Origin of the sequence: Acinetobacter sp. PK01 (assembly GCF_022819285.1) — a bacterium.
GTDB lineage: Bacteria > Pseudomonadota > Gammaproteobacteria > Pseudomonadales > Moraxellaceae > Acinetobacter > Acinetobacter tandoii.
In genome coordinates, this window is record NZ_CP094643.1 from 2,807,738 (window position 1) to 2,828,134 (window position 20,397).

The following is a 20,397-nucleotide window of genomic DNA, read 5'->3' on the forward strand; positions in this document are numbered from 1 at the left end:
TAATCAACAAGTTTTTATCTGCATCACCGCCGATGGATGTGCATTCTACAGCATTCTCAACTCGTTGCAATACCATTTTCAAAATTAATTTTATCGTGTGCATATTTTTCAAACTATAAAAAACCTATGCTATTGTTTTTTATATTTAATTTACTTTAATAAAAATTAATATTTTTTATTCAGTGCTCTAAAGCACGCTAATTGAGCACACCATATTTAATTTAAGTTATTGTTTTAATTTTAAAATATTTTCTATTTATTTGAATTTATATATTTTTCTAGTTCAAGTTGTTTCTTTAATATTCAATTTATGTGTATTTTTTCCTCTAAGTGTATATTTTTATATCATTTTCCAATCATCTTATTATTTCAAAAGCAAAACAACCACTCTTAGAGAAGAGTGGTTGTTGTTTATTTTAGGCTTCTCATTAGAACTTCATACTAATACGTGCCCAATAATTTCGCCCGATATTATTAAATTGTTCAGTTGCAGCATAGCCAAAGCCTGAACTTCCTAATTTATTCAAATGTTCGGCATAGTTCTTGTCAAAGACATTATCAATCCCCACAGAAAGATCAACGCCTTTTTGCAGGTTATAGGTTCCATTTAAGGACAATGTGCCAAAGCCTTTACTGTCTTCCACATCATAGCCAATAATATTACCTTCGCGATAACTGGTCCGATCTTGTGCTGCAACAACACGCCACAATACGCCAAGATTATATTTGTCTTGAACATAACGTAAATTGAAACGCCCTTCTAGCGGCGCAATTTGCGGTAATGCGCGATGGTCTGTGGTGTTTTCACCCCACGCATACATGGCACTGACATCGGCTTGAATCTGATCCGTCAATTGATAGCTAATGCCTGCTTCTGCCCCTGCAATGGTCGCATCGACATTACGGCTTTTGGCTTCCAATTTTCCCATAGAACCCGTTGGTGTGTATGCCACCAAGATGTAATCTTGAATCAGCCCTGCATAAACCGAAGCCCATGATTTAAATGCACCCTGTTCATATTGATAGCCTGCATCAAACTGTGTGGTTTTTTCATTGTTTAAATGATCGAAGGTTGTCCCTGTTTGATAATATTGGGTACTGAATAATTCCCAGTAATCTGGTACACGCTCAACATAGCCCAAACCTACATAGGTTTTCACCTGATCCTTAAGTTGACTTTCTAGGCGGACAAATCCACTCGGTAGCGTTTCTTTACGTTCCGTATCCATCTTCAGATTATCAATTTGAGTTTGATCAATACGCGCTCCCGTGACCAACTTATTCTGATCACTCAATTGATAGCTTAACTCACCAAAAGCACCATAAGATTCAAAATCCATGTCGGTCACTCTTGGTTTATCTTTATAAGTATTCATCATCCCTTTACGAGCGCTATGCTTATTATTCTGCGCATCAACACCAGAGACTAGACTCCAATTATCCCATTCTGTTGTTATTGCTACGCGAGAGTTTAATGTTCTTCGAGCTACATTCGATGCCATCGGCATTGACATACCATCAACAGGAGTGAATTTACGAAGACTAAAATTATCCATGACATGATCGTTATAGCTATAGTCCACTTGTGCTTCGATCTTCTGAATCACTTCATTGATATTTTTCTTTTCAACATGTAAACCTAGGCTTTCTCGCGCAAACTTGGAACCATCCATACTTCGCCCAGCATAGACTGCCTCTCCATCACTCTTACCGCCCTTCAGTTCCACCCACGTATCTTCATTCGGTGTCCAACCAAATGCCAGATCAGCATTCCATTTTTCCCAGTCCGATGGAACTGTATGTCCAGCACCATCTTGATAACTATCGGCAACTGAACGGTTGGCATTTAAACGTACATATTTAGTTTCATCACCCACAGCTGTTTCAATATTATGATCCAGACGTCCATAAGAACCCACCATGACACTGGCTTGCCCACGATAAGGTTTTTCGCTAGTCAATTTCTCGGGTTCACGTTCAAAAATGACAGTTGCTGCTGAACCTGTATGTGCATATTGCACCGTTTGCGGTCCCTTTATCACGGTAATCTTGTCATAACTTTCAGGTGAAATATAAGAGGTTGGATTATCCATACGACTAGGGCATGCACCCAAGTTTTCGGTGCCATCGGTTAATATTTTAATACGTGAACCGAACATACCACGGAAGGTCACATCGCCATTGGCCCCGCCATTTTTAATTTGATTAAAACCAACAATACTTTGTAAATAAGCAGCACCATCTACAGCTGGAATTGGCTGTGTCGGTTGTTTTGGATCTGCATGAACAATTAAGCCATTGGCATCATTGCCTTGCTGGGCGGTCACGACAATAGGAGTCAAAATTTGAGCAGGTTGTACTTCTGTACTATAAGCCGCGACTGAATAACACGCGACACAAATCGCAGCCGATAAAGGCTGTAACAAGAATTTAGGCTGAGCCATATCAATCTCTCTAAAAACATAAATAACACTGTGCCTAAGTCATAAGACCCAAGCGAAAGAAAGCGGATTTATGCCAAGAGTGGCGGTGCCCGTCCTTGTGGAATCAGAAAGAGTTGTTGTAGAACAAACCAAACATGCGCAAAGGCTTTCTGAAAAGCGATTAAACGCACTTGAATACGATCAAGTATTGGCTTTACATCAAGTTCAGGCGGCAAGACTAAATTGCCATATACGGTACAGTACTGACATTGATGATGGACATCATGATGATCATGTGCAGGTTGCTCTTGATGCTGCATGTGCATATGCGAATGCTGATCATGTACAACTGAAGTTTGAACAGCGTGTGTCGCTTGAGAAGGGAGTAATAATGCACGCGTAATGGTTTCACAGACCGGAGCAACTTGATATTGCTTCGGCAACAAAGGCTGTAGAAAAACAGCAATCTGTAAAAAAACTGCGACACATGCCAGCAGCAAACCACCACGGAAAAGCAAAAATAATCATCCTGCAATTTGTGCGGCGCCAGTATAACAAAACCCAATCGGAATTGGGTTCATACTTAAAGATGATTTTTAATGAGAAATTATCCGCGCTTGACTGCGACTTTCTCTTTTTGACGCTGACGTGTCACTTTTTCCACTTTTTCACGCGCACGCTGACGCTTGAGGGGTGATAAATAATCGACAAATAATTTGCCGTTTAAGTGATCCATTTCATGCTGAATACAAACAGCGAGAAGTTCGTCTGCTTCTAATGTAAAGGACTGACCTTCAAGGTTAATTGCCTCAATTTTTACACGTGACGGACGCTCAACTTTGTCGTATATTTGAGGCACTGATAAACAGCCTTCTTCATAGGGCTGGGTTTCTTCAGTCAATGGGGTAATTTTGGGGTTAATGAACACCATAGGCTGATCTTTATGTTCAGATAGATCCATAACAATCAACTGAATATGGCGGTCGACTTGGGTAGCGGCTAAACCAATGCCTGGCGCTTCATACATGGTTTCAAACATATCTGCAGCTAACTGACGAATTTCATCAGTAACTTCTTCGACTGGTTGTGCAATGGTACGAAGACGGGGATCGGGGAAACTTAAAATAGGTAATAAGGCCATAAACATCCTCACTTATGCCATTGATCAAAAAACCAAATGAAGGAATGCTTGATCAAAAAAATGTGTGTAATATCGTTATTATAACGTAAATTACGTACATAATTTTAGGAATTATGATAATGAAAAAGGTTTTGAAGGGCATGCCATCTTTTAGTGCCTTGGGGTTTAAACAGCAATTGTTGGCACTGACTGTCGGTTTGGCGATCAGTGTTGGTTCTATCGCAGTAGTTGAAGCTGCACCAGCTCGTAATGTTAATCCACCTTCATTAAAAGCAGGTGCACCACAAGTTTATGTGGTGAAAAAGGGTGACACCCTCTGGGATATTTCGGGGAAATTTTTAGATAAACCTTGGCGCTGGCCTGAAATTTGGGCAAGTAACCGTCACGTGAAAAATCCACACTGGATTTTCCCTGGCGATAAACTTTTACTTTGTAGCTATCAAGGCAAACCCCTGATAGGTAAAGATGAAGGTGATGGCTGTGATGGTATTATCCGTCGTTATGCTGGCGGCACCAAACTACAACCTCAGGTCCGCGTCGAATCCTTAAATGATGCTATTCCTGTAATTCCATTGGACAATATTAAACAATGGTTAGAACATTCAACGATTGTTGCTCCTGAGTCAGTAGAAAATACACCTTATGTACTAGGTACTGCTGATCAACGCGTATTGGCAGCCAAAGGGCAAACCATCTATGCGCGTGGCAATGGCTTAGAAGTGGGCCAGCAATATGCAGTTTATCGCGAAGGTGACCCGTACACCCTCAGCAATGAAAAAGGCAAAAAGTATAATGCTGGACTTGAGCTGAATCAGGTGGCGACGGGCATAGCTGTTGCAAGTGAAAATGACATTACAACACTGGAACTCACAGATAGCTTTAATGCCGAAGTACGTCGTGGTGACCGTGTACTCCCTGTTTATGACCCAATGTTGCCTACCCTGTTCTATCCAACCATGGCTGAAGATGTAACGGCTGGAGGGCAAATTGTTCGCGTGATGGGTTCTATTGGTACGGCTGCCCAACACAGCGTCGTGACAATAGATCGCGGTAGTTTTGAAGGCGTGCAAGTGGGCCATGTATTTAGCATCAACCAAAAAGGTGAACAGGTTCGAGACCCGAAAACCAAAGAAATGGTGCAATTGCCTGGACAAAAAATTGGTAACTTAATGGTGTTCAGAACTTTTGATCACTTTAGCTATGGCTATGTGCTTGACAGTTCCTTACCTATCAAAATCGGTGCTTATATTCAACCACCATTAATGGATGATTAATTCGGAGTTGCTATGCTGAAACCATTATCACAAGTGCAAATGGACACCATTACCTTGTGGTATTTGGTTCAGCACTCGCTCAGCAGTTTTTATAAACTCGAACAACACTTTGGTAGCATCCATAACGCAGTACAACCCCAAAATTTGCAAGATTGGTCAAAATTAGGTTTACATAAAAATCATATTCAACGTGCACAACAATTTTATACCCAGTCTGAACAAAGTAAGTTTCAGCACCTTATTCAAGAAATTGAGCGACATAGTGATTTCGTACTGAGTTATCACGATCCCGAATATCCACAACAATTGCTGCCTTATAGTGATAAACCCCCAATTCTATTTGGACAAGGACAACTTTCGCTGTTGATGCAGCCACAAATTGCCATTGTCGGCAGTCGTAAACCCAGTCCACATGGTCGCCAAATTGCCTATGATTTTTCGTATTATCTCAGTGAAAAGGGTTTTGTGATTAGCAGTGGCTTAGCACAAGGGATTGATGAGGCTGCACATCAAGGCGCTTTATCTCATCAACGTACACTGGCAGTCATGGGCACAGGACTCGATCAAACTTATCCCGCACAGCATCGGCAACTTCGCCAGCAAATTTTGCAGCATTCAGGTGCCATTATCAGTGAGTTTTTACCCCATACTCCGCCGCTACGACAACATTTTCCACGCCGAAATCGGATTGTCAGTGCCCTTTCTTTGGGAACTCTTGTGGCAGAAGCAGGTTTAAAAAGTGGTTCAATCTCAACAGCCACCTTTGCAGCAGAACAAGGAAAATTAATTTTCGCAATTCCTGGGCATATTTATAGTGAATTCCATCAAGGTTGCCATCAACTGATTCGCGAAGGCGCAATTTTGGTCAGCCATCCTGAACAAATTTTAGAAGACCTTGCTTTACCGACACAATGGCAAACACAGCAGCAATCACAAAACGACTCAACCTCACATTCAGTCCTTGCAAAGCCCGAGATTCCCGAGCATTTAATACCACTTTATAATCAACTGAACTGGACAGGATCTCCGCTAGACCATTTGGTCATTCATCTTAAGCAAGATACCGCGACATTGACTGCCCAGTTGATGGAATTAGAGCTTTTAGGTTTATGTATGCAACAATCTGGAGTGTATTTGCGTTGTCGTCCTAACCAATAAGGTTCAGAATAGGCCTTTGCTTAAATTAGGACAAGAAAATGATTACCACCTCTGTTGCCGAAGCTGCCGATAGTTTAAAACGCGGACAGGTCTTGGCATACCCAACAGAGGCAGTATGGGGATTAGGTTGTGATCCTTATAACGAAGCTGCATTTAATGAGATTTTGAAGTTAAAACAACGCCCTATTGAAAAAGGTGTCATCTTATTGGCTGGGCATATTTCCCAAGTCGAACACTTGCTGGCCAGACTCACTCAAGAGATGCGTGACACCGTGATCGCCTCTTGGAGTAATCGTAGCCCAACCGAGCGTGCTACCACTTGGTTACTGCCTGCGAGTGAAGACATCCCTCTCTGGATCAAAGGTAATCACCCCAAAGTTGCCATTCGTGTGACTACACATCCTTTATGTGTGGCGCTTTGCAATGCCTTTAACGGTTTTATTGTCTCGACTAGCGCAAACCCCGCGGGTCTTGAACCTGCACGTTCGCTGCAAGAAGCCAATAAATACTTTAACCATCATTTAACCTATCTAAATGGTGATTTAGGTTTAAGCCAAGAACCTAGTCGTATTTTAGATGCTGAAACGGGTCAAATTATTCGTGCATAAGCGAATAAAACAATCAATTTTATAGAAAATTTGGACAAAAAAAAGCTCAATCAAATAGGTTGATTGAGCATAAAAAGGATGTGTGTTAATCACATCCAGAGGGTTCGAAAATTTTGCGGAATGTTAGACTTAAAGTATTATTAAGAAATACTTAACTAATCATTCTTGATGTGAACATTATCTAATATTTCAAATCAAAATACAAACCCCTTATCTCCGCCATTTTTTTGATTAAATGCATGATTAAAATGTTAAATTTTCTCAAAAAGTCAAACTATGCTGCTATTTTTAAAATATTTTTAAATAAATAATCATTTGACAGTATGAAAATTTACACTTATAACTGGTAGTTTAGTCCAAAAAAAATAAATCAATAAAATTTACTGTTTGATTATTTATTAATCATACTGGTTGACTCTATTGTCTCAGATTGTACCTGCCGTGCTTTTATTTGTGCCATAACAATCCCCGTAATAATAATAATTCCCCCTATGGTGTGATGCATCGTCCACGCTTCATGCAACCAAAAATAAGCCAATATTGCTGTAAAAATGGGCATCAAATTCATAAAAATACTGGTCCGATTAGGTCCTAAACGCTGTACAGCAAGCATCCATACCCAAGGTGCAATCAGGGATGCAAATAGGCCCGCATACAAAACACTCGCGCTATTCTGCATATCCAAACGGTCTATGCCTAACCAAAGTACGAACGGCAAATGGTAAATCAGAGAAAATCCTATTTGAACGTATAGACTAATCATGAGTGGGACTTTCAGTTGCCATTTCTTTAAAAACACCCCGTAAAAAGCATAAAAGAACACGGCAATTATCATCAGCAAATCACCCCAGTGCCCACCTAAATGAAGTAAGGCTTGAAGTTGTCCTTGAGCAATCACATAGAGTAAACCCAGTAATGACACCAAGCTCCCCATGACAGCAAAACGATTAGGCACTTCTTTTAGAATAATGATGGAAACAAAAATGGTAAAAATTGGAATAAAGGCATTAATAATTCCCATGTTGGTCGCGGTGGTATAATGCGCAGCGCTATACGCTAACCCTTGATAGAGCAACATGCCAAAGGCACTGAGTATTGCAAATTGCCTCCAATGTAATGCAACTAACTGACGCTGTTGCCACACTTTAGGCAGCATTAGTGGCGTGAGGACAATAAAAGCCACTAACCAACGATAAAAACTAATGCTCACTGGAGAAATGTAATCCGCGACATAACGCGTCACTGCGATATTCAGCGACCAGATAAACACTGCAATTAAGGGCAGCATCACTGCCAATTTCACCCATTTGTTTTGCTGCATTTCCCCACTCATTTACAATATCTTGGATGACTATTGTGCTAAAAGTCTGAAATAATAGACATACGTTTTTTCAGACATTGATATGGCAGATTTAACCGTCCGACATCCATTCCTCCTTCATAATGGGCATCTTGCATGAAAAGTTATGCAGACACTGATTTATCTCAATTGATAGAAGTGCATGAATATTTTTATGCACAAAATGATGAAATTGCAGCGCATAGTTGCATATGGGGCGATTTTAATTTTAGTTTAAATGGTATTTTGGATTATGAAATTGAAGGAATACATCATTTATCGCCTCCAAATTACGGACTTTGGATTCCAGCCCATACTGCTCATGCTTGCATTGCGCGTGAGATACAACCTACCCATTATATTTGTATTCATCTCCATCCTGTGCTTTGTAACTACTTTCCCACAACGACAAAAGCCGTAGAAATCAGTCCTTTTCTCCGCCATTTAATTAAAGAGATTCTACGCCAAAAGCCCGTAACAACCGCTGTGGAATACGAACATTTACTTCAGGTTTTACTCGATCAACTGCGTACCGCACCTGCTTATGAGCACTACCTACCACAAACACAACACCGTGTTTTAAAGCCAATCTTACAGCAACTGGCCAATCCACAATGCTTTGCTAAAAGTTTGCAACAAATCCTCCATAAATTTCAGTTTACCGAAAGGCATTTACTCCGCTTAAGCCAACAGGAGCTACAACTCAGTCTCGCAGAATGGCGCAATCGGGCAAAAATTCTGTATGCGATTGATCAACTGCATGCAGGATCGACAGTTAAAAAACTGGCTTATGATTTGGGTTATCAACATAGTTCTAGTTTTATTGAATTCTTTAAGCGTTATACAGGACAAACACCCGCTCAATTACGTGAATAAACCAGCAACCCCACGCTCTTTTTACCTCACTTGCAGGATTCAACTTGAAGTTGACGTGAATTCTCGTTACAACATCTACACCCGATAAAAATCAATGGATCTGTGTATGAACCAGTCTGTATATGACATTCCTGTAAAAACCATTCAGGGAGAGAACATCACCTTAAACCAATATCAAGGCAAAGTCCTTTTGATTGTCAATGTGGCATCAAAATGTGGCTTAACCCCGCAATATGAAGGTTTAGAAAAACTCTATCAGCAACAAAAAGATCAGGGCTTAGAAATTTTAGGCTTTCCTGCCAACAATTTTTTGGCACAAGAGCCTGGTAGCGATAGTGAAATTCAAGAATTCTGCTCTCTCAACTACCAAATTGATTTCCCTTTATTTTCCAAAATTTCTGTCGCAGGTGAAGATAAACATTCACTCTATGAAACCTTAATCCATGCTATTCCTGAACGCATTGGTGAAGGCCCGTGGTGGAAAGATTTAGTCGATTATGGTCTCACCCCAAATGAACCACCTGAAGTGTTATGGAATTTTGAAAAATTTCTCGTGAACAAACAAGGACAAGTGGTGGCACGTTTTGCACCTGACATTACCGCAGATGATCCGCGTATTCTGGATGCAATTCAAACTGAGCTACAAAAATAATAAACTATTCTGAGTATCAAGCAGTCATTGATTGGCTGCTTGATGCCTTAAAAGCCTTCTTAATTTCTTCATGATTTTAATATTTATACAACATTAAATTCAAACTAACTCAAAGACTTACTGCTTTAATAACAAGATCAGAACAAGATAGAAAGTTTAAGGTTGGTAGATTATGAATCGTTTAGTACAAGCTGTTGTTTTCTCTTTATCCACTGCATTAGTAGCTGCGCCCGCTTTTGCTGCTCCACAGAATTCACAAGATCACAAACAACACGCAACTCAGAATCACAATGATGCAAATCATCAAGGCATGCATCATGATTCTTCAAGCCATCATGCACAAGATCAACATAAACCCGCAAGCAATAATAAAACTGGGAATAAACAAATGACTCGCCCATCGGCGACATGGAAACCAGGCAATCCTGTTCCAACGCAATACCGTAGTCAGAGTTACAAAGTTGACCACAGCAAATACAAAAAATTAAATAAGCCAGGCAAAAATGAACAGTGGATCAAAGTGAATGGTGATTATGTCCTTACCAATGTGTTAAATCACAACGTTATTAAAATTGTTCCAGGAATGTAAGGTTCCACATAGATCACAAGAGTGCTTTCAGCACTCTTTTTTATATCCAACCTTTTTGTTGTTGCTTTGCAGCCTGACTTTGGAAAATGAGGCTGCCATTTTATAATTCCGTTAAAGCAATTCAATGCTAGATTGAGACCATTCAAGATTATGAAAAAACTTCTGCAAGGTGCCTTACTTCCTTTTGGTATTTTTGTTGCTGCAATCAGCTTACTTGGCTGTAATCAGTCGACAGAACAGGATACTCAAACAGCTAATTCCACTGACGTAGAAGAACATAGCCCTTCTCATAATAATCCTGAGGCCGAATTAAAAAATGGCAACATGATTTATGTGGTTCGTGATGTTGCCGACATGCAATTAAAAGCAGGTGATTACGTCCAACAGTTGAAGCAAACTCAAACTGACTTAGAGCAAGCTTTAGCAGATAAAGACCAGCAATCGCTCCAAACATCAGTCAATGCTTTACATCAACAACTCACTGACTTCAACCGTGCTTTAAATAGCTTAGATTTAAAAAGTCAGGAAGTTGACTCCATTCGACAAAGCATCATGTCTACTAATCAACAAGTCCTCGATTTACCTTATTTAAATGGTAAAGTTGACCTTCAATCTGTCGATTTGCACAAAATTGAACAACAAATGACGTTGGTACAAACAGAAATGCTTAAATTGGCAAAAATGTTACTGTCACAACCCGACTTTAGTGAAAAATCATCATAAAAACATGAGAGGATTCATCTGTTATTTTTAATGAGATGAATCCTCAACCTATATTTAAAGGCTAAAATCTATCACGATTCGACCATCAATCTTACCCTGCTCCATCCGCTCAAAGATATCATTGATATGTTCTAAAGGCTCTACATGAATATGTGCCTTTACTTTACCCCGTGCCGCAATATCTAAGGCCTCTTTCAAGTCTAGACGTGTCCCGACAATCGACCCCCGAACAGTAATCCCATCTAGAACCATATCAAAAATAGAGAGGTCAAACTTTCCAGGTGGTAAACCATTGAGTACCATGGTTCCGCCACGACGCACAATTGAAACTGCCTGTTCAAATGCTTTTGGTGATACCGCAGTCACTAAAACCCCGTGACACCCTTCACCCGTCGCTTGCAATACTGCATCTTTAACATTCACGTGCAGTGCGTTCACCGCAACATCTGCTCCTAACTGTTTCGCCAGTTCAAGCTTTGTATCATCAACATCAATCGCCACCACATTAAAACCCATCGTTTTAGCATATTGCACTGCAACATGACCTAAGCCACCAATACCAGAAATTGCAACCCAATCCCCTGCTTTTGCCTCCGTCATTTTAAGCCCTTTATAGACCGTTACACCCGCACATAAAATCGGTGCTATGGCGAGTAAATCAACTCCCTCTGGGATGACGCCAACATAATTACCATCAGCCAAACAATATTCAGCAAAGCTGCCATTAACGGAATACCCTGAATTTTGCTGCTGTTTACATAGGGTTTCCCAGCCTGCATAGCAATAATCACAGTGTCCACATGCCGAATAAAGCCATGGAATACCCACCACATCACCGACTTTTAAATGATGAATCCCTGCCCCTATCTCGATTACTTTACCTACACCTTCATGACCAGGAATAAAAGGGAGATTCGGCTTGATTGGCCAGTCCCCGTGCATGGCATGTAAATCGGTATGACAAACACCCGTGGCGATCATTTTGACCAATACTTTACCCTCACTTATTTTTGGAATCTCAATGTCTTGGATTTGTAAGGGTTGGTTAAATGCCGTGACGACTGCGGCTTTCATTGTATTTGCCATTTTCATTCTCCATATACTCATGTTTGAGTAAAATTCTTATGTAGCAATCTCATTCAGGATTAACATAAAAACTGGAAATGAAAGGTAAGCATTTGGTGTGTTTTTTGATCAAAATTGCAGCGACCTGCCAAATTAGCACAAAACCTGCATCGTTAGAAACAATGAATGTAGAGCATTCTTACATTTAATGGATGTATATCACTATCAATAATGCTTATGTAAAACTAATTTTAACCCGCTCGCCATTGTTGAAAGGCTGTCTGCATTGCCTGTGTTTGTGCTGAAGACACCTGATGTTGATGTAAATAACTAAAATCACCACGGTAAACAGCATCCACTATAGTTTTGGCTAAAACCACAATGCTTTCTCTACCTTGCAGTCGATAGGCGTGAATCTGTTCAGGAGTTAGAAAAATATCCCAACAAGAAACTACTGAACTCATGTCCACCGCAATTCCCAAATAGTATTGATGATCATCTTGATAAAGTTCCCAAAAATGGGGTTCGTGTTCTATGATGTTCATTGATAATCTTTATTCAATTTTTCTAAAAGCTTAACTGAATATAAGTCTTAACCAAATTCAACTTTAGATATAATTTTTACTTTCATGAAGATGTCCGCATTCTAAAAAGGTTTAGTCATAAAAAAATTTAGTCTTTACAATAAAGCAAGGGCATTTTTTAATGGGTTTAATTCCATAAATACCCTTGCCATTAAACATTAATTTAAAATTTGAATCGTTGCTTTACTACATTTGCCAGCAGAAGCTAGGCTGTACTCATTAATTGCCTTTTTACCCTGCATATCATCTACTAATTTTAAATTTGCACCACCCACAAAAACACCCGGCTTAATATATTGCTGAATAAAATAATTTTTGCCGCTTTGTACCTCAATTTTCAAATGATTTGGAGAAAATTCTGATTCAGTTGAAATAGTGTGATTTTTATTTCCGTCCACTTCTTTATAAAAAAATACACCTCTTGCGGTTTCTCCCAAGCATTCCCCATCAACCCAAATATCTTTTTTTAATGCTGAACCCACAATATTATTAGAACGATAAACATACAAGCCAGCCTTACCTTCTTGAGGTGCTGTTAATTCCTTGGTGTTTTGAGACAATTGTTGATCTACTTTAGGCACTGATGCACATCCAACAAATAGTGATGCAATAAGTAATGGAAAAACTAATTTAATTGTCATTTGATACCCCTGTTATATAAAGTAAATATATCAAGCGGTAAAATATAACAATTTTTTTATAAAAATGTTATTTATAATAAAAAAAGCCACCTTTCGGTGGCTTTTTCAATCTTAAACCGTCTCTTACTGAGCGCGGTTTTTGATTTTGCGGATGGTTTCTAACTGAGCAGCAGTTTCTGCAAGAGCAGCCAAAGCAGCAGCTGAGTCCAAGTCGCTCTTTTGATTGGCAAGCAATTGTTCAGCGTGTTTACGCGCTTCAAGAATTGCCGCTTCATCTAAGTTTTCTGCACGGACTGCAGTATCTGCAAGAACCGTAACAACATGCGGTTGAACTTCTAGAACACCACCAGATACATAGATTAACTCTTCTGTACCGTTTTCCAACAGAACACGAATCGCACCCGGTTGAAGTAAAGTTACTAATGGCGCATGACCAGGCATAATACCCAATTCACCACCAGCACCTTTAGCAATTAGCATCGTTACCGTGCCAGAGTACAAAGACTCTTGAACACTTACAACATCACACTGCATAGTCGCCATGAGAATCTCCTAAATTAGGTAACTAATTAAAGTTTCTCAGCTTTAGCAATTACTTCGTCAATACCACCAACCATGTAGAACGCTTGTTCTGGAATGTGATCGTATTCACCAGCTAAAAGACCTTTAAAGCCACGAATCGTTTCTTTAAGCGGTACAAGTTTACCAGGAGCACCAGTAAACACTTCAGCTACGTGGAACGGTTGAGAGAAGAAACGTTGGATTTTACGCGCACGGTAAACAGTCAACTTATCTTCTTCTGCAAGTTCATCCATACCAAGAATTGCGATGATGTCTTTCAATTCTTTATAACGTTGAAGAACGTTTTGAACTGAACGAGCGATCTCGTAATGCTCAGCACCCACAACTAGTGGATCTAACTGACGTGAAGTTGAGTCAAGTGGATCGATCGCTGGGTAAATACCAGAAGATGCGATATCACGGCTCAATACAACAGTTGCATCTAAGTGAGCAAACGTAGTTGCAGGCGATGGATCTGTTAAGTCATCGGCAGGTACGTATACCGCTTGGATTGACGTAATAGAACCAGACTTAGTCGATGTAATACGTTCTTGAAGAACACCCATCTCTTCTGCAAGTGTCGGTTGGTAACCTACTGCAGATGGCATACGACCTAGAAGTGCTGATACTTCAGTACCTGCTAGTGTATAACGATAGATGTTGTCGACGAACAATAATACGTCACGGCCTTTACCGTTTTCGTCTTTCTCGTCACGGAAGTACTCAGCCATGGTCAAACCAGTCAACGCTACGCGTAAACGGTTACCCGGTGGCTCGTTCATCTGACCGTAAACCATTGCTACTTTGTCAAGAACGTTTGAGTCTTTCATCTCGTGATAGAAGTCATTACCTTCACGAGTACGCTCACCAACACCAGCAAACACAGATAAACCTGAGTGAGCTTTCGCGATGTTGTTGATCAACTCCATCATGTTTACAGTTTTACCAACACCGGCACCACCGAACAGACCAACTTTACCACCTTTTGCAAACGGGCAAAGTAAGTCAATGACTTTAATACCAGTTTCTAAAAGGTCAGTAGAAGCTGCTTGTTCAGCATAAGAAGGGGCTTGACGGTGAATTGGTAAACGCGCTTCAGTCGCTACAGGACCAGCTTCGTCGATTGGGCGACCAAGAACGTCCATGATACGACCTAGAGTCGCTGTACCTACTGGTACAGAGATCGGTGCGTTAGTATTCGTTACGTTCAAACCACGCTTAAGGCCTTCAGTAGAACCCATTGCAATAGTACGAACTACGCCATCACCAAGTTGTTGCTGAACTTCTAAAGTAGTTTCAGTGCCATCAACGTGGAGAGCGTCATAGATCTTAGGAACGCTGTTACGTTCAAACTCGACGTCGATAACCGCGCCGATGATCTGAATGATACGACCGCTACTCATTGCTGTCTCCTCAATTCAAAATAATGTTAAACGGCAGCGGCACCACCAACGATCTCAGAAATTTCCTGAGTAATCGCGGCTTGACGCAGCTTGTTATAAATAAGTTGTAGGCTCTTGATCAATTCACCTGCGTTGTCAGTTGCAGCTTTCATTGCAACCATACGAGCTGACTGCTCACACGCGATGTTTTCGATCACACCTTGGTATACCACAGACTCGATATAACGAACCAATAAGCCATTTAAAAGCTCTTCAGCTTCTGGCTCATAGATATAGTCCCAACCGTATTGACGGTTAAGGGTCTTGTTTTCTTCAGCAGTCGCTAAAGGCACAAGTTGTTCGATCTTTTGATTTTGAGTCATGGCATTGACAAAGCCGTTTGATACGAGATAAATACGATCTAACTCGCCTTTATCAAACGCATCTAACATCACTTGTACAGAACCAGATAACTGTTCAAGGCTTGGTGTATCACCGACATTTGTCGTAGCACCGAGCACTTTACCGCCGTAGTTTTTAAAAAACGAAACCGCTTTTTGACCAATTAAAGCAAATTGAACTTCAATTGACTGCTCTTGTTGCTGTTGGACGTGTTTAACCACTTTTTTGAACAAGTTAATGTTCAAACCACCAGCAAGGCCGCGATCTGAAGACACAATGATATAGCCAACACGCTTAACTGGGCGTTCAACCATATAACGGTGTTTGTATTCAGGATTCGCTTGAACCAAATGAGCAATTACACGGTGCATATTTTCGGCATACGGACGGCCTTGAGCCATGCGCTCTTGCGCACGACGCATCTTAGAAGCTGCTACCATCTGCATCGCGCGAGTAATTTTCTGCGTGCTTTTGATACTAGCTACTTTGGCGCGAATTTCTTTTAAATTTGCCATACGCTTAACCTAGTATTCGAAGGCCCTTTCGAGCCCTCGAAGGTTGATCCGTGAACCAAACCAAAACTAAATCCAACTAAAGTTGAAATTAGTAAGTTTGAGTCGCTTTAAAGCTTTCAATACCTGCTTTGATTGCAGCTTCGATGTCCTTGTTGTAATCACCAGTAGCATCGATGTTTTGCATTAACGCAGCATGTTCTGAACGGAAGTAAGAAATTAATGCAGCATCAAAGTCTACGATTTTCTTCACTTCAACGTCAGCCATGTAGCCTTCGTTAGATGCATAAATTGAAACAGCTTGGTCGGCAATTGAGTAAGGAGCATATTGCTTTTGCTTCATTAACTCAGTTACACGTTGACCATGTTCAAGTTGCTTACGAGTTGCTTCATCAAGGTCAGAAGCGAACTGAGCAAACGCTGCCAATTCACGGTATTGCGCCAAAGCAGTACGGATACCACCAGACAATTTTTTGATGATCTTAGTTTGCGCTGAACCACCAACACGAGATACAGAGATACCCGCGTTCACAGCAGGACGAATACCTGCGTTGAATAATGATGTTTCAAGGAAGATCTGACCGTCAGTGATCGAAATTACGTTCGTTGGTACGAATGCAGATACGTCACCCGCTTGAGTTTCAATGATTGGTAATGCAGTTAATGAACCAGTTTGGCCTTTAACTTCACCTTTCGTGAATTGCTCAACATAGTCAGCTGAAACGCGCGAAGCACGCTCAAGAAGACGTGAGTGAAGATAGAATACGTCACCTGGGTACGCTTCACGACCTGGTGGACGACGTAATAACAATGAAATTTGACGGTAAGCAACAGCTTGCTTAGACAAATCATCATAAATGATCAGTGCATCTTCACCGCGGTCACGGAAGTATTCACCCATTGTACAGCCAGAATATGGAGCCAAGTACAACATTGCTGCTGGATCGGCTGCAGCTGCTGCTACAACAGTTGTATACGCCATAGCGCCAGTTTCTTCTAGCTTGCGTACAACGTTCGCGATGGTCGATTGCTTTTGACCAATTGCTACGTATACACATTTAATGCCAGAGTTTTTCTGAGCGATGATCGCATCGATCGCCATAGCTGTTTTACCAGTTTGACGGTCACCAATGATCAACTCACGCTGACCACGGCCTACTGGAATCATTGTATCTACTGATTTATAACCAGTTTGTACAGGTTCATCCACTGATTGACGCCAAATTACGCCTGGTGCTACTTTTTCAACAGCATCAGTTAATTTTGCATCAATTGGGCCTTTACCATCAATTGGGTTACCCAAAGCATCTACGACACGGCCTAAAAGTTCTGGACCAACCGGAACTTCTAATACACGACCTGTGCAACGTGCTTTTTGGCCTTCTTGAAGGCTTAAGTAGTTACCTAAAACAACGACGCCCACTGAATCCTGTTCTAGGTTCAGTGCCATACCGTATAAGCCGCCGTCGAATTCGATCATTTCACCGTACATTGCATCAGCAAGGCCGTGAATACGCACAATACCGTCGGAAACCATAACAATGGTTCCTTCGTTTTTAGCGGTCGCGCTGGTGTCCAGATCGCCGATACGCTGTTTAATGAGCGCACTGATCTCGGATGGATTCAGTTGTTGCATTGCGCTATACCTCAATCTTTATTAAGTTCAGTCTTCTAATACGCAGCTTTTTTCAAGCTTTATTACGCAAGAAGACGAGTCCGCATTTTTTCAAGCTTGTTAAGCGCAGAATCATCTATCACTTGGTCGCCTGCACGAATAACTACACCAGCAATAAGCTCTGGTTTAACTTCTACAGTTACATTTACCGCAGCTTCGAATTTTTTCTCTAAAGCATGTGCAAGTAATTGTTCTTGTACAGAAGTCATAGGGAATGCAGATTCAATCACCACATCCACCGTATTGTTATTCTGTGATTTGAGCTGTTCGTATTCTGCAGAAATTTCAGGAAGAAGAACCAAACGGCTATTTTCCGCAAGCAATGTCAAAAAGTTTGACACTGCCGCAGTTTGGTCTTCGCCTAATACTTTTGCAAAAAGACTTACCTGCTCAGCAGGAGTAAGCTCAGGGCGAGTTAAGAAAGCTGAAAATGCTTCGTCTTGCACCGCAGCACTGAGCAAGTTCAATGCAGATGACCAAGCGTCAGTTGCATTTTGCTCAGAAGCGTAAGCAAATGCTGCTTTAGCGTACGGGCGTGCCAACGTCAAGAGTTCAGCCATAATCCGCCTCTCTTAAAGTTTAGCAGCCAGCTGAGTCAGCATGGCATTGTGAGCTTCTGCATCAACTTGCTGGTTCAGGATTTTTTCTGCACCAGTAACTGCAAGAGCAGCAACTTGTTGACGTAATTCTTCGCGAGCAGCATTGATTTCAGTGTCAACAGCTTCTTTTGCTTGTTGACGAATACGCTCACCTTCAGCCGCAGCTTGAGTACGCGCTTCTTCTACCAATTGTGCACCGCGACGGTTCGCTTGTTCGATCAATTGAGCCGCTTGTGCTTTTGCTGCATCTAATTCAGCTTTTACTTGAGCTTGCGCATCCGCAAGATCAGCTTTCGCTTTTTCAGCAGCGTTTAAGCCATCAGCAATTTTACGCTGACGCTCACTAATCGCATTGATTAGTGGTGGCCACACGAATTTCATGCAAAATGCGACAAACATCGCAAATGCAATCGCTTGACCAATCAATGTGAGGTTGATATTCATTTCGCTATTCCTCAATAGTTTAATTTAGGAATTAAGCTGATTAACCTACAAATGGATTAGCGAAGATGAAGAACAAGCCAATACCAACACCGATCATAGGCACAGCATCAAGAAGACCCGCGATTAAGAACATACGAGTTTGAAGTTGTGGAGCCAATTCTGGTTGACGAGCAACAGCTTCAAGGAAGCGACCGCCTAAAAGACCAAAACCAATCGCAGTACCTAAAGCACCGAAAGCGATCAAGATAGCAGATGCAATTGCAACTAGACCTAAAGTGAGTTCCATGATAATTCCTCAGAGGTTAGGTTTATACCAAATTAAAGTAAAAAAATTTTAAGCCCAACCATCCTTTGATAGTTAGGCAATACCATTAATGTTTTTCGCTTGCCATGCTCAAGTATACGATAGTCAGCATCATGAAAATGAACGCTTGTAACGTAATAACAAGAATGTGGAAGATCGCCCAAGGCACAGACAGCGCCCACTGGATCCAGAACGGTAATAATGCGATCAAGATGAAGATCAACTCACCCGCATACATGTTACCGAAAAGTCGCAGAGCCAATGAAACTGGTCGTGCAAGGAAGGTTACTAATTCAAGAATTAAGTTCACTGGAATCAGTAACGCTTTTGCAACTGGGTTACTTGGATTAAATGGGTTAAGTGCCAATTCGCCAACGAAACCACCAATCCCTTTTTCACGGATACTGTAGAACAAGATCAGAACGAATACAGATAAAGACATACCAAGGGTAATGTTTGGATCTGTAGAAGGTACAACCTTAAAGTAAACGTGATGAGGATCCATACCAAATACACTTGCACCAATCTGTTGAGCTAAATAAGGAATCCAGTCAACAGGAATTAAGTCCATTGCGTTCATGAGGAAAATCCACACGAAAATGGTCAATGCAAGTGGAGCAATTAAGCGTGATTTGCCATGGAAAGTGTCGCGAACACTTGAGTCCACAAACTCAATGATCATTTCAATTGCAGACTGGAACTTGGTCGGAACACCAGAGTTTGCAGCTTTCGCTACACACCAGAATAACAAACAGAAAATCACACCAAGAGTGATAGACCAACCCATTGAATCCAAGTGAATAGCAGTGAACCCCATCTGTTGAGCTTCAGCACCAGTCTCAGCCAATTTCCATGTCCCGTCTGGCATTTTGCCATAGGTCATATTGGTCAAGTGATGCTTGATATACTCGGTCGAAGTAAGGGCATGTTCTTCAGCAGCCATAAATCACACCTGGTCAATGTCAAATACAAATAGAGTAAGCGAATATCGCATGCTGCGTGATATCTCGCTTATCTCCAAAAAAACTTTTCAATTTAGCTGCGCTTAAACTCGTTTTTGTAGACGTGACACCCAAAAAGGAGCGACCCACGACATGGTTTGAACGAGGATAAAACCACAAAACAACGCCCCCGGAGATAACGGTTGGACATTGCTTAAAATTAAAATAAATCCGACGATCACAATCGTAAACTTGCCCATCATCCCTCGGTACATATTTGAAAGTACCTGTTTGGATGCTCTCGCTCCTGCAGCTCGAAACGACTGCCACGAAAAATAACAACTTGCCAGCCAGCAAACACCCGCACCAAGTGCGGCACTTAAAGCTGCCGTTGCATCTTTCACAACCCACGCTAACAAGGCTGACACAGGAATCATAAATGCTTGCAAGATGACTAATGCTTTCGCTAATCGTCGGTCAATCATGCGACTAGTTCGGCTCATT

Annotated in this window: 23 protein-coding genes; 7 read left to right on the top strand and 16 right to left on the bottom strand. The window is 41.1% G+C overall.

The window, feature by feature from the left end; translation table 11 throughout:
• Positions 1-428: 428 nt before the first annotated feature.
• From MP622_RS13240 to def, 3 genes are all read right to left on the bottom strand, one after another.
• On the bottom strand, positions 429-2,444 hold the full coding sequence (locus tag MP622_RS13240) for a TonB-dependent copper receptor (RefSeq protein ID WP_243791325.1): 2,016 nt from the start codon (positions 2,442-2,444) through the stop codon (positions 429-431).
• 68 nt (positions 2,445-2,512) lie between these two features.
• Entirely contained in the window at positions 2,513-2,941 is a 429-nt protein-coding gene (locus tag MP622_RS13245; protein ID WP_243791327.1) for a DUF2946 family protein, read from the bottom strand.
• A gap of 89 nt (positions 2,942-3,030) precedes the next feature.
• Complete coding sequence (gene def, locus MP622_RS13250; RefSeq protein ID WP_044739598.1) at positions 3,031-3,564, bottom strand: peptide deformylase; 534 nt, start codon at positions 3,562-3,564, stop codon at positions 3,031-3,033.
• A gap of 119 nt (positions 3,565-3,683) precedes the next feature.
• Here def and MP622_RS13255 point away from each other — a divergent pair, with 119 nt between their 5' ends.
• From MP622_RS13255 to MP622_RS13265, 3 genes are read left to right on the top strand one after another with little or no spacing between them, the layout of a single operon-like run.
• On the top strand, positions 3,684-4,838 hold the full coding sequence (locus MP622_RS13255) for a LysM peptidoglycan-binding domain-containing protein (protein WP_243791329.1): 1,155 nt from the start codon (positions 3,684-3,686) through the stop codon (positions 4,836-4,838).
• A gap of 12 nt (positions 4,839-4,850) precedes the next feature.
• Complete coding sequence (gene dprA, locus MP622_RS13260) at positions 4,851-5,996, top strand: DNA-processing protein DprA (RefSeq protein ID WP_243791331.1); 1,146 nt, start codon at positions 4,851-4,853, stop codon at positions 5,994-5,996.
• Between the two features lie 38 nt (positions 5,997-6,034).
• On the top strand, positions 6,035-6,604 hold the full coding sequence (locus tag MP622_RS13265) for a Sua5/YciO/YrdC/YwlC family protein (RefSeq protein WP_243791333.1): 570 nt from the start codon (positions 6,035-6,037) through the stop codon (positions 6,602-6,604).
• A gap of 391 nt (positions 6,605-6,995) precedes the next feature.
• Here the strand turns inward: MP622_RS13265 and MP622_RS13270 are convergent, their stop codons facing one another.
• Positions 6,996-7,925: a DMT family transporter gene (locus MP622_RS13270; protein WP_243791334.1), complete on the bottom strand. Its 930-nt coding sequence runs from the start codon at positions 7,923-7,925 to the stop codon at positions 6,996-6,998.
• Between the two features lie 135 nt (positions 7,926-8,060).
• Here MP622_RS13270 and MP622_RS13275 point away from each other — a divergent pair, with 135 nt between their 5' ends.
• The 4 genes from MP622_RS13275 (at position 8,061) to MP622_RS13290 (ending at position 10,783) form a co-directional block, all read left to right on the top strand.
• Positions 8,061-8,819 carry a helix-turn-helix transcriptional regulator gene (locus MP622_RS13275; RefSeq protein ID WP_044739593.1) on the top strand — a complete coding sequence of 253 codons (759 nt, stop codon included), beginning with the start codon at positions 8,061-8,063 and terminating at the stop codon, positions 8,817-8,819.
• A 106-nt stretch (positions 8,820-8,925) separates the two neighbouring features.
• The gene (locus MP622_RS13280; protein WP_243791336.1) at positions 8,926-9,471 is read left to right on the top strand and encodes a redoxin domain-containing protein; all 546 of its coding nucleotides are present in this window, start codon (positions 8,926-8,928) and stop codon (positions 9,469-9,471) included.
• Between the two features lie 172 nt (positions 9,472-9,643).
• Positions 9,644-10,060 (top strand): RcnB family protein, encoded by a 417-nt coding sequence (locus MP622_RS13285; RefSeq protein WP_243791338.1) that lies wholly within the window; start codon positions 9,644-9,646, stop codon positions 10,058-10,060.
• A 150-nt stretch (positions 10,061-10,210) separates the two neighbouring features.
• Positions 10,211-10,783: a hypothetical protein gene (locus tag MP622_RS13290; protein ID WP_243791340.1), complete on the top strand. Its 573-nt coding sequence runs from the start codon at positions 10,211-10,213 to the stop codon at positions 10,781-10,783.
• A 54-nt stretch (positions 10,784-10,837) separates the two neighbouring features.
• Here the strand turns inward: MP622_RS13290 and adhP are convergent, their stop codons facing one another.
• The 12 genes from adhP to MP622_RS13350 all read right to left on the bottom strand — a co-directional run bounded on the left by adhP (position 10,838) and on the right by MP622_RS13350 (position 20,396).
• Positions 10,838-11,869 (bottom strand): alcohol dehydrogenase AdhP, encoded by a 1,032-nt coding sequence (adhP, locus tag MP622_RS13295; RefSeq protein ID WP_044739590.1) that lies wholly within the window; start codon positions 11,867-11,869, stop codon positions 10,838-10,840.
• A gap of 230 nt (positions 11,870-12,099) precedes the next feature.
• Positions 12,100-12,393, bottom strand: coding sequence for a hypothetical protein (locus MP622_RS13300; RefSeq protein ID WP_243791341.1), 294 nt, complete (start codon positions 12,391-12,393; stop codon positions 12,100-12,102).
• 197 nt (positions 12,394-12,590) lie between these two features.
• Complete coding sequence (locus MP622_RS13305; protein WP_243791343.1) at positions 12,591-13,073, bottom strand: DUF2846 domain-containing protein; 483 nt, start codon at positions 13,071-13,073, stop codon at positions 12,591-12,593.
• 123 nt (positions 13,074-13,196) lie between these two features.
• Positions 13,197-13,616 (bottom strand): F0F1 ATP synthase subunit epsilon, encoded by a 420-nt coding sequence (locus MP622_RS13310; protein ID WP_016165598.1) that lies wholly within the window; start codon positions 13,614-13,616, stop codon positions 13,197-13,199.
• A 26-nt stretch (positions 13,617-13,642) separates the two neighbouring features.
• Positions 13,643-15,037: a F0F1 ATP synthase subunit beta gene (atpD, locus tag MP622_RS13315; protein WP_004684425.1), complete on the bottom strand. Its 1,395-nt coding sequence runs from the start codon at positions 15,035-15,037 to the stop codon at positions 13,643-13,645.
• 26 nt (positions 15,038-15,063) lie between these two features.
• Complete coding sequence (gene atpG, locus MP622_RS13320; RefSeq protein WP_016165599.1) at positions 15,064-15,933, bottom strand: F0F1 ATP synthase subunit gamma; 870 nt, start codon at positions 15,931-15,933, stop codon at positions 15,064-15,066.
• An 88-nt stretch (positions 15,934-16,021) separates the two neighbouring features.
• Positions 16,022-17,566, bottom strand: coding sequence for a F0F1 ATP synthase subunit alpha (gene atpA, locus MP622_RS13325; RefSeq protein WP_016165600.1), 1,545 nt, complete (start codon positions 17,564-17,566; stop codon positions 16,022-16,024).
• 62 nt (positions 17,567-17,628) lie between these two features.
• Positions 17,629-18,165, bottom strand: coding sequence for a F0F1 ATP synthase subunit delta (locus MP622_RS13330; RefSeq protein WP_016165601.1), 537 nt, complete (start codon positions 18,163-18,165; stop codon positions 17,629-17,631).
• 12 nt (positions 18,166-18,177) lie between these two features.
• Entirely contained in the window at positions 18,178-18,648 is a 471-nt protein-coding gene (locus tag MP622_RS13335; protein WP_016165602.1) for a F0F1 ATP synthase subunit B, read from the bottom strand.
• 40 nt (positions 18,649-18,688) lie between these two features.
• Positions 18,689-18,934 carry a F0F1 ATP synthase subunit C gene (gene atpE / locus MP622_RS13340; RefSeq protein ID WP_000424060.1) on the bottom strand — a complete coding sequence of 82 codons (246 nt, stop codon included), beginning with the start codon at positions 18,932-18,934 and terminating at the stop codon, positions 18,689-18,691.
• 85 nt (positions 18,935-19,019) lie between these two features.
• A complete protein-coding gene (gene atpB / locus MP622_RS13345) occupies positions 19,020-19,895 on the bottom strand; it encodes a F0F1 ATP synthase subunit A (RefSeq protein ID WP_016165603.1) in 876 nt (291 codons plus the stop codon).
• Between the two features lie 102 nt (positions 19,896-19,997).
• Positions 19,998-20,396, bottom strand: coding sequence for an ATP synthase subunit I (locus MP622_RS13350; protein ID WP_104441236.1), 399 nt, complete (start codon positions 20,394-20,396; stop codon positions 19,998-20,000).
• Position 20,397 lies beyond the last annotated feature (1 nt).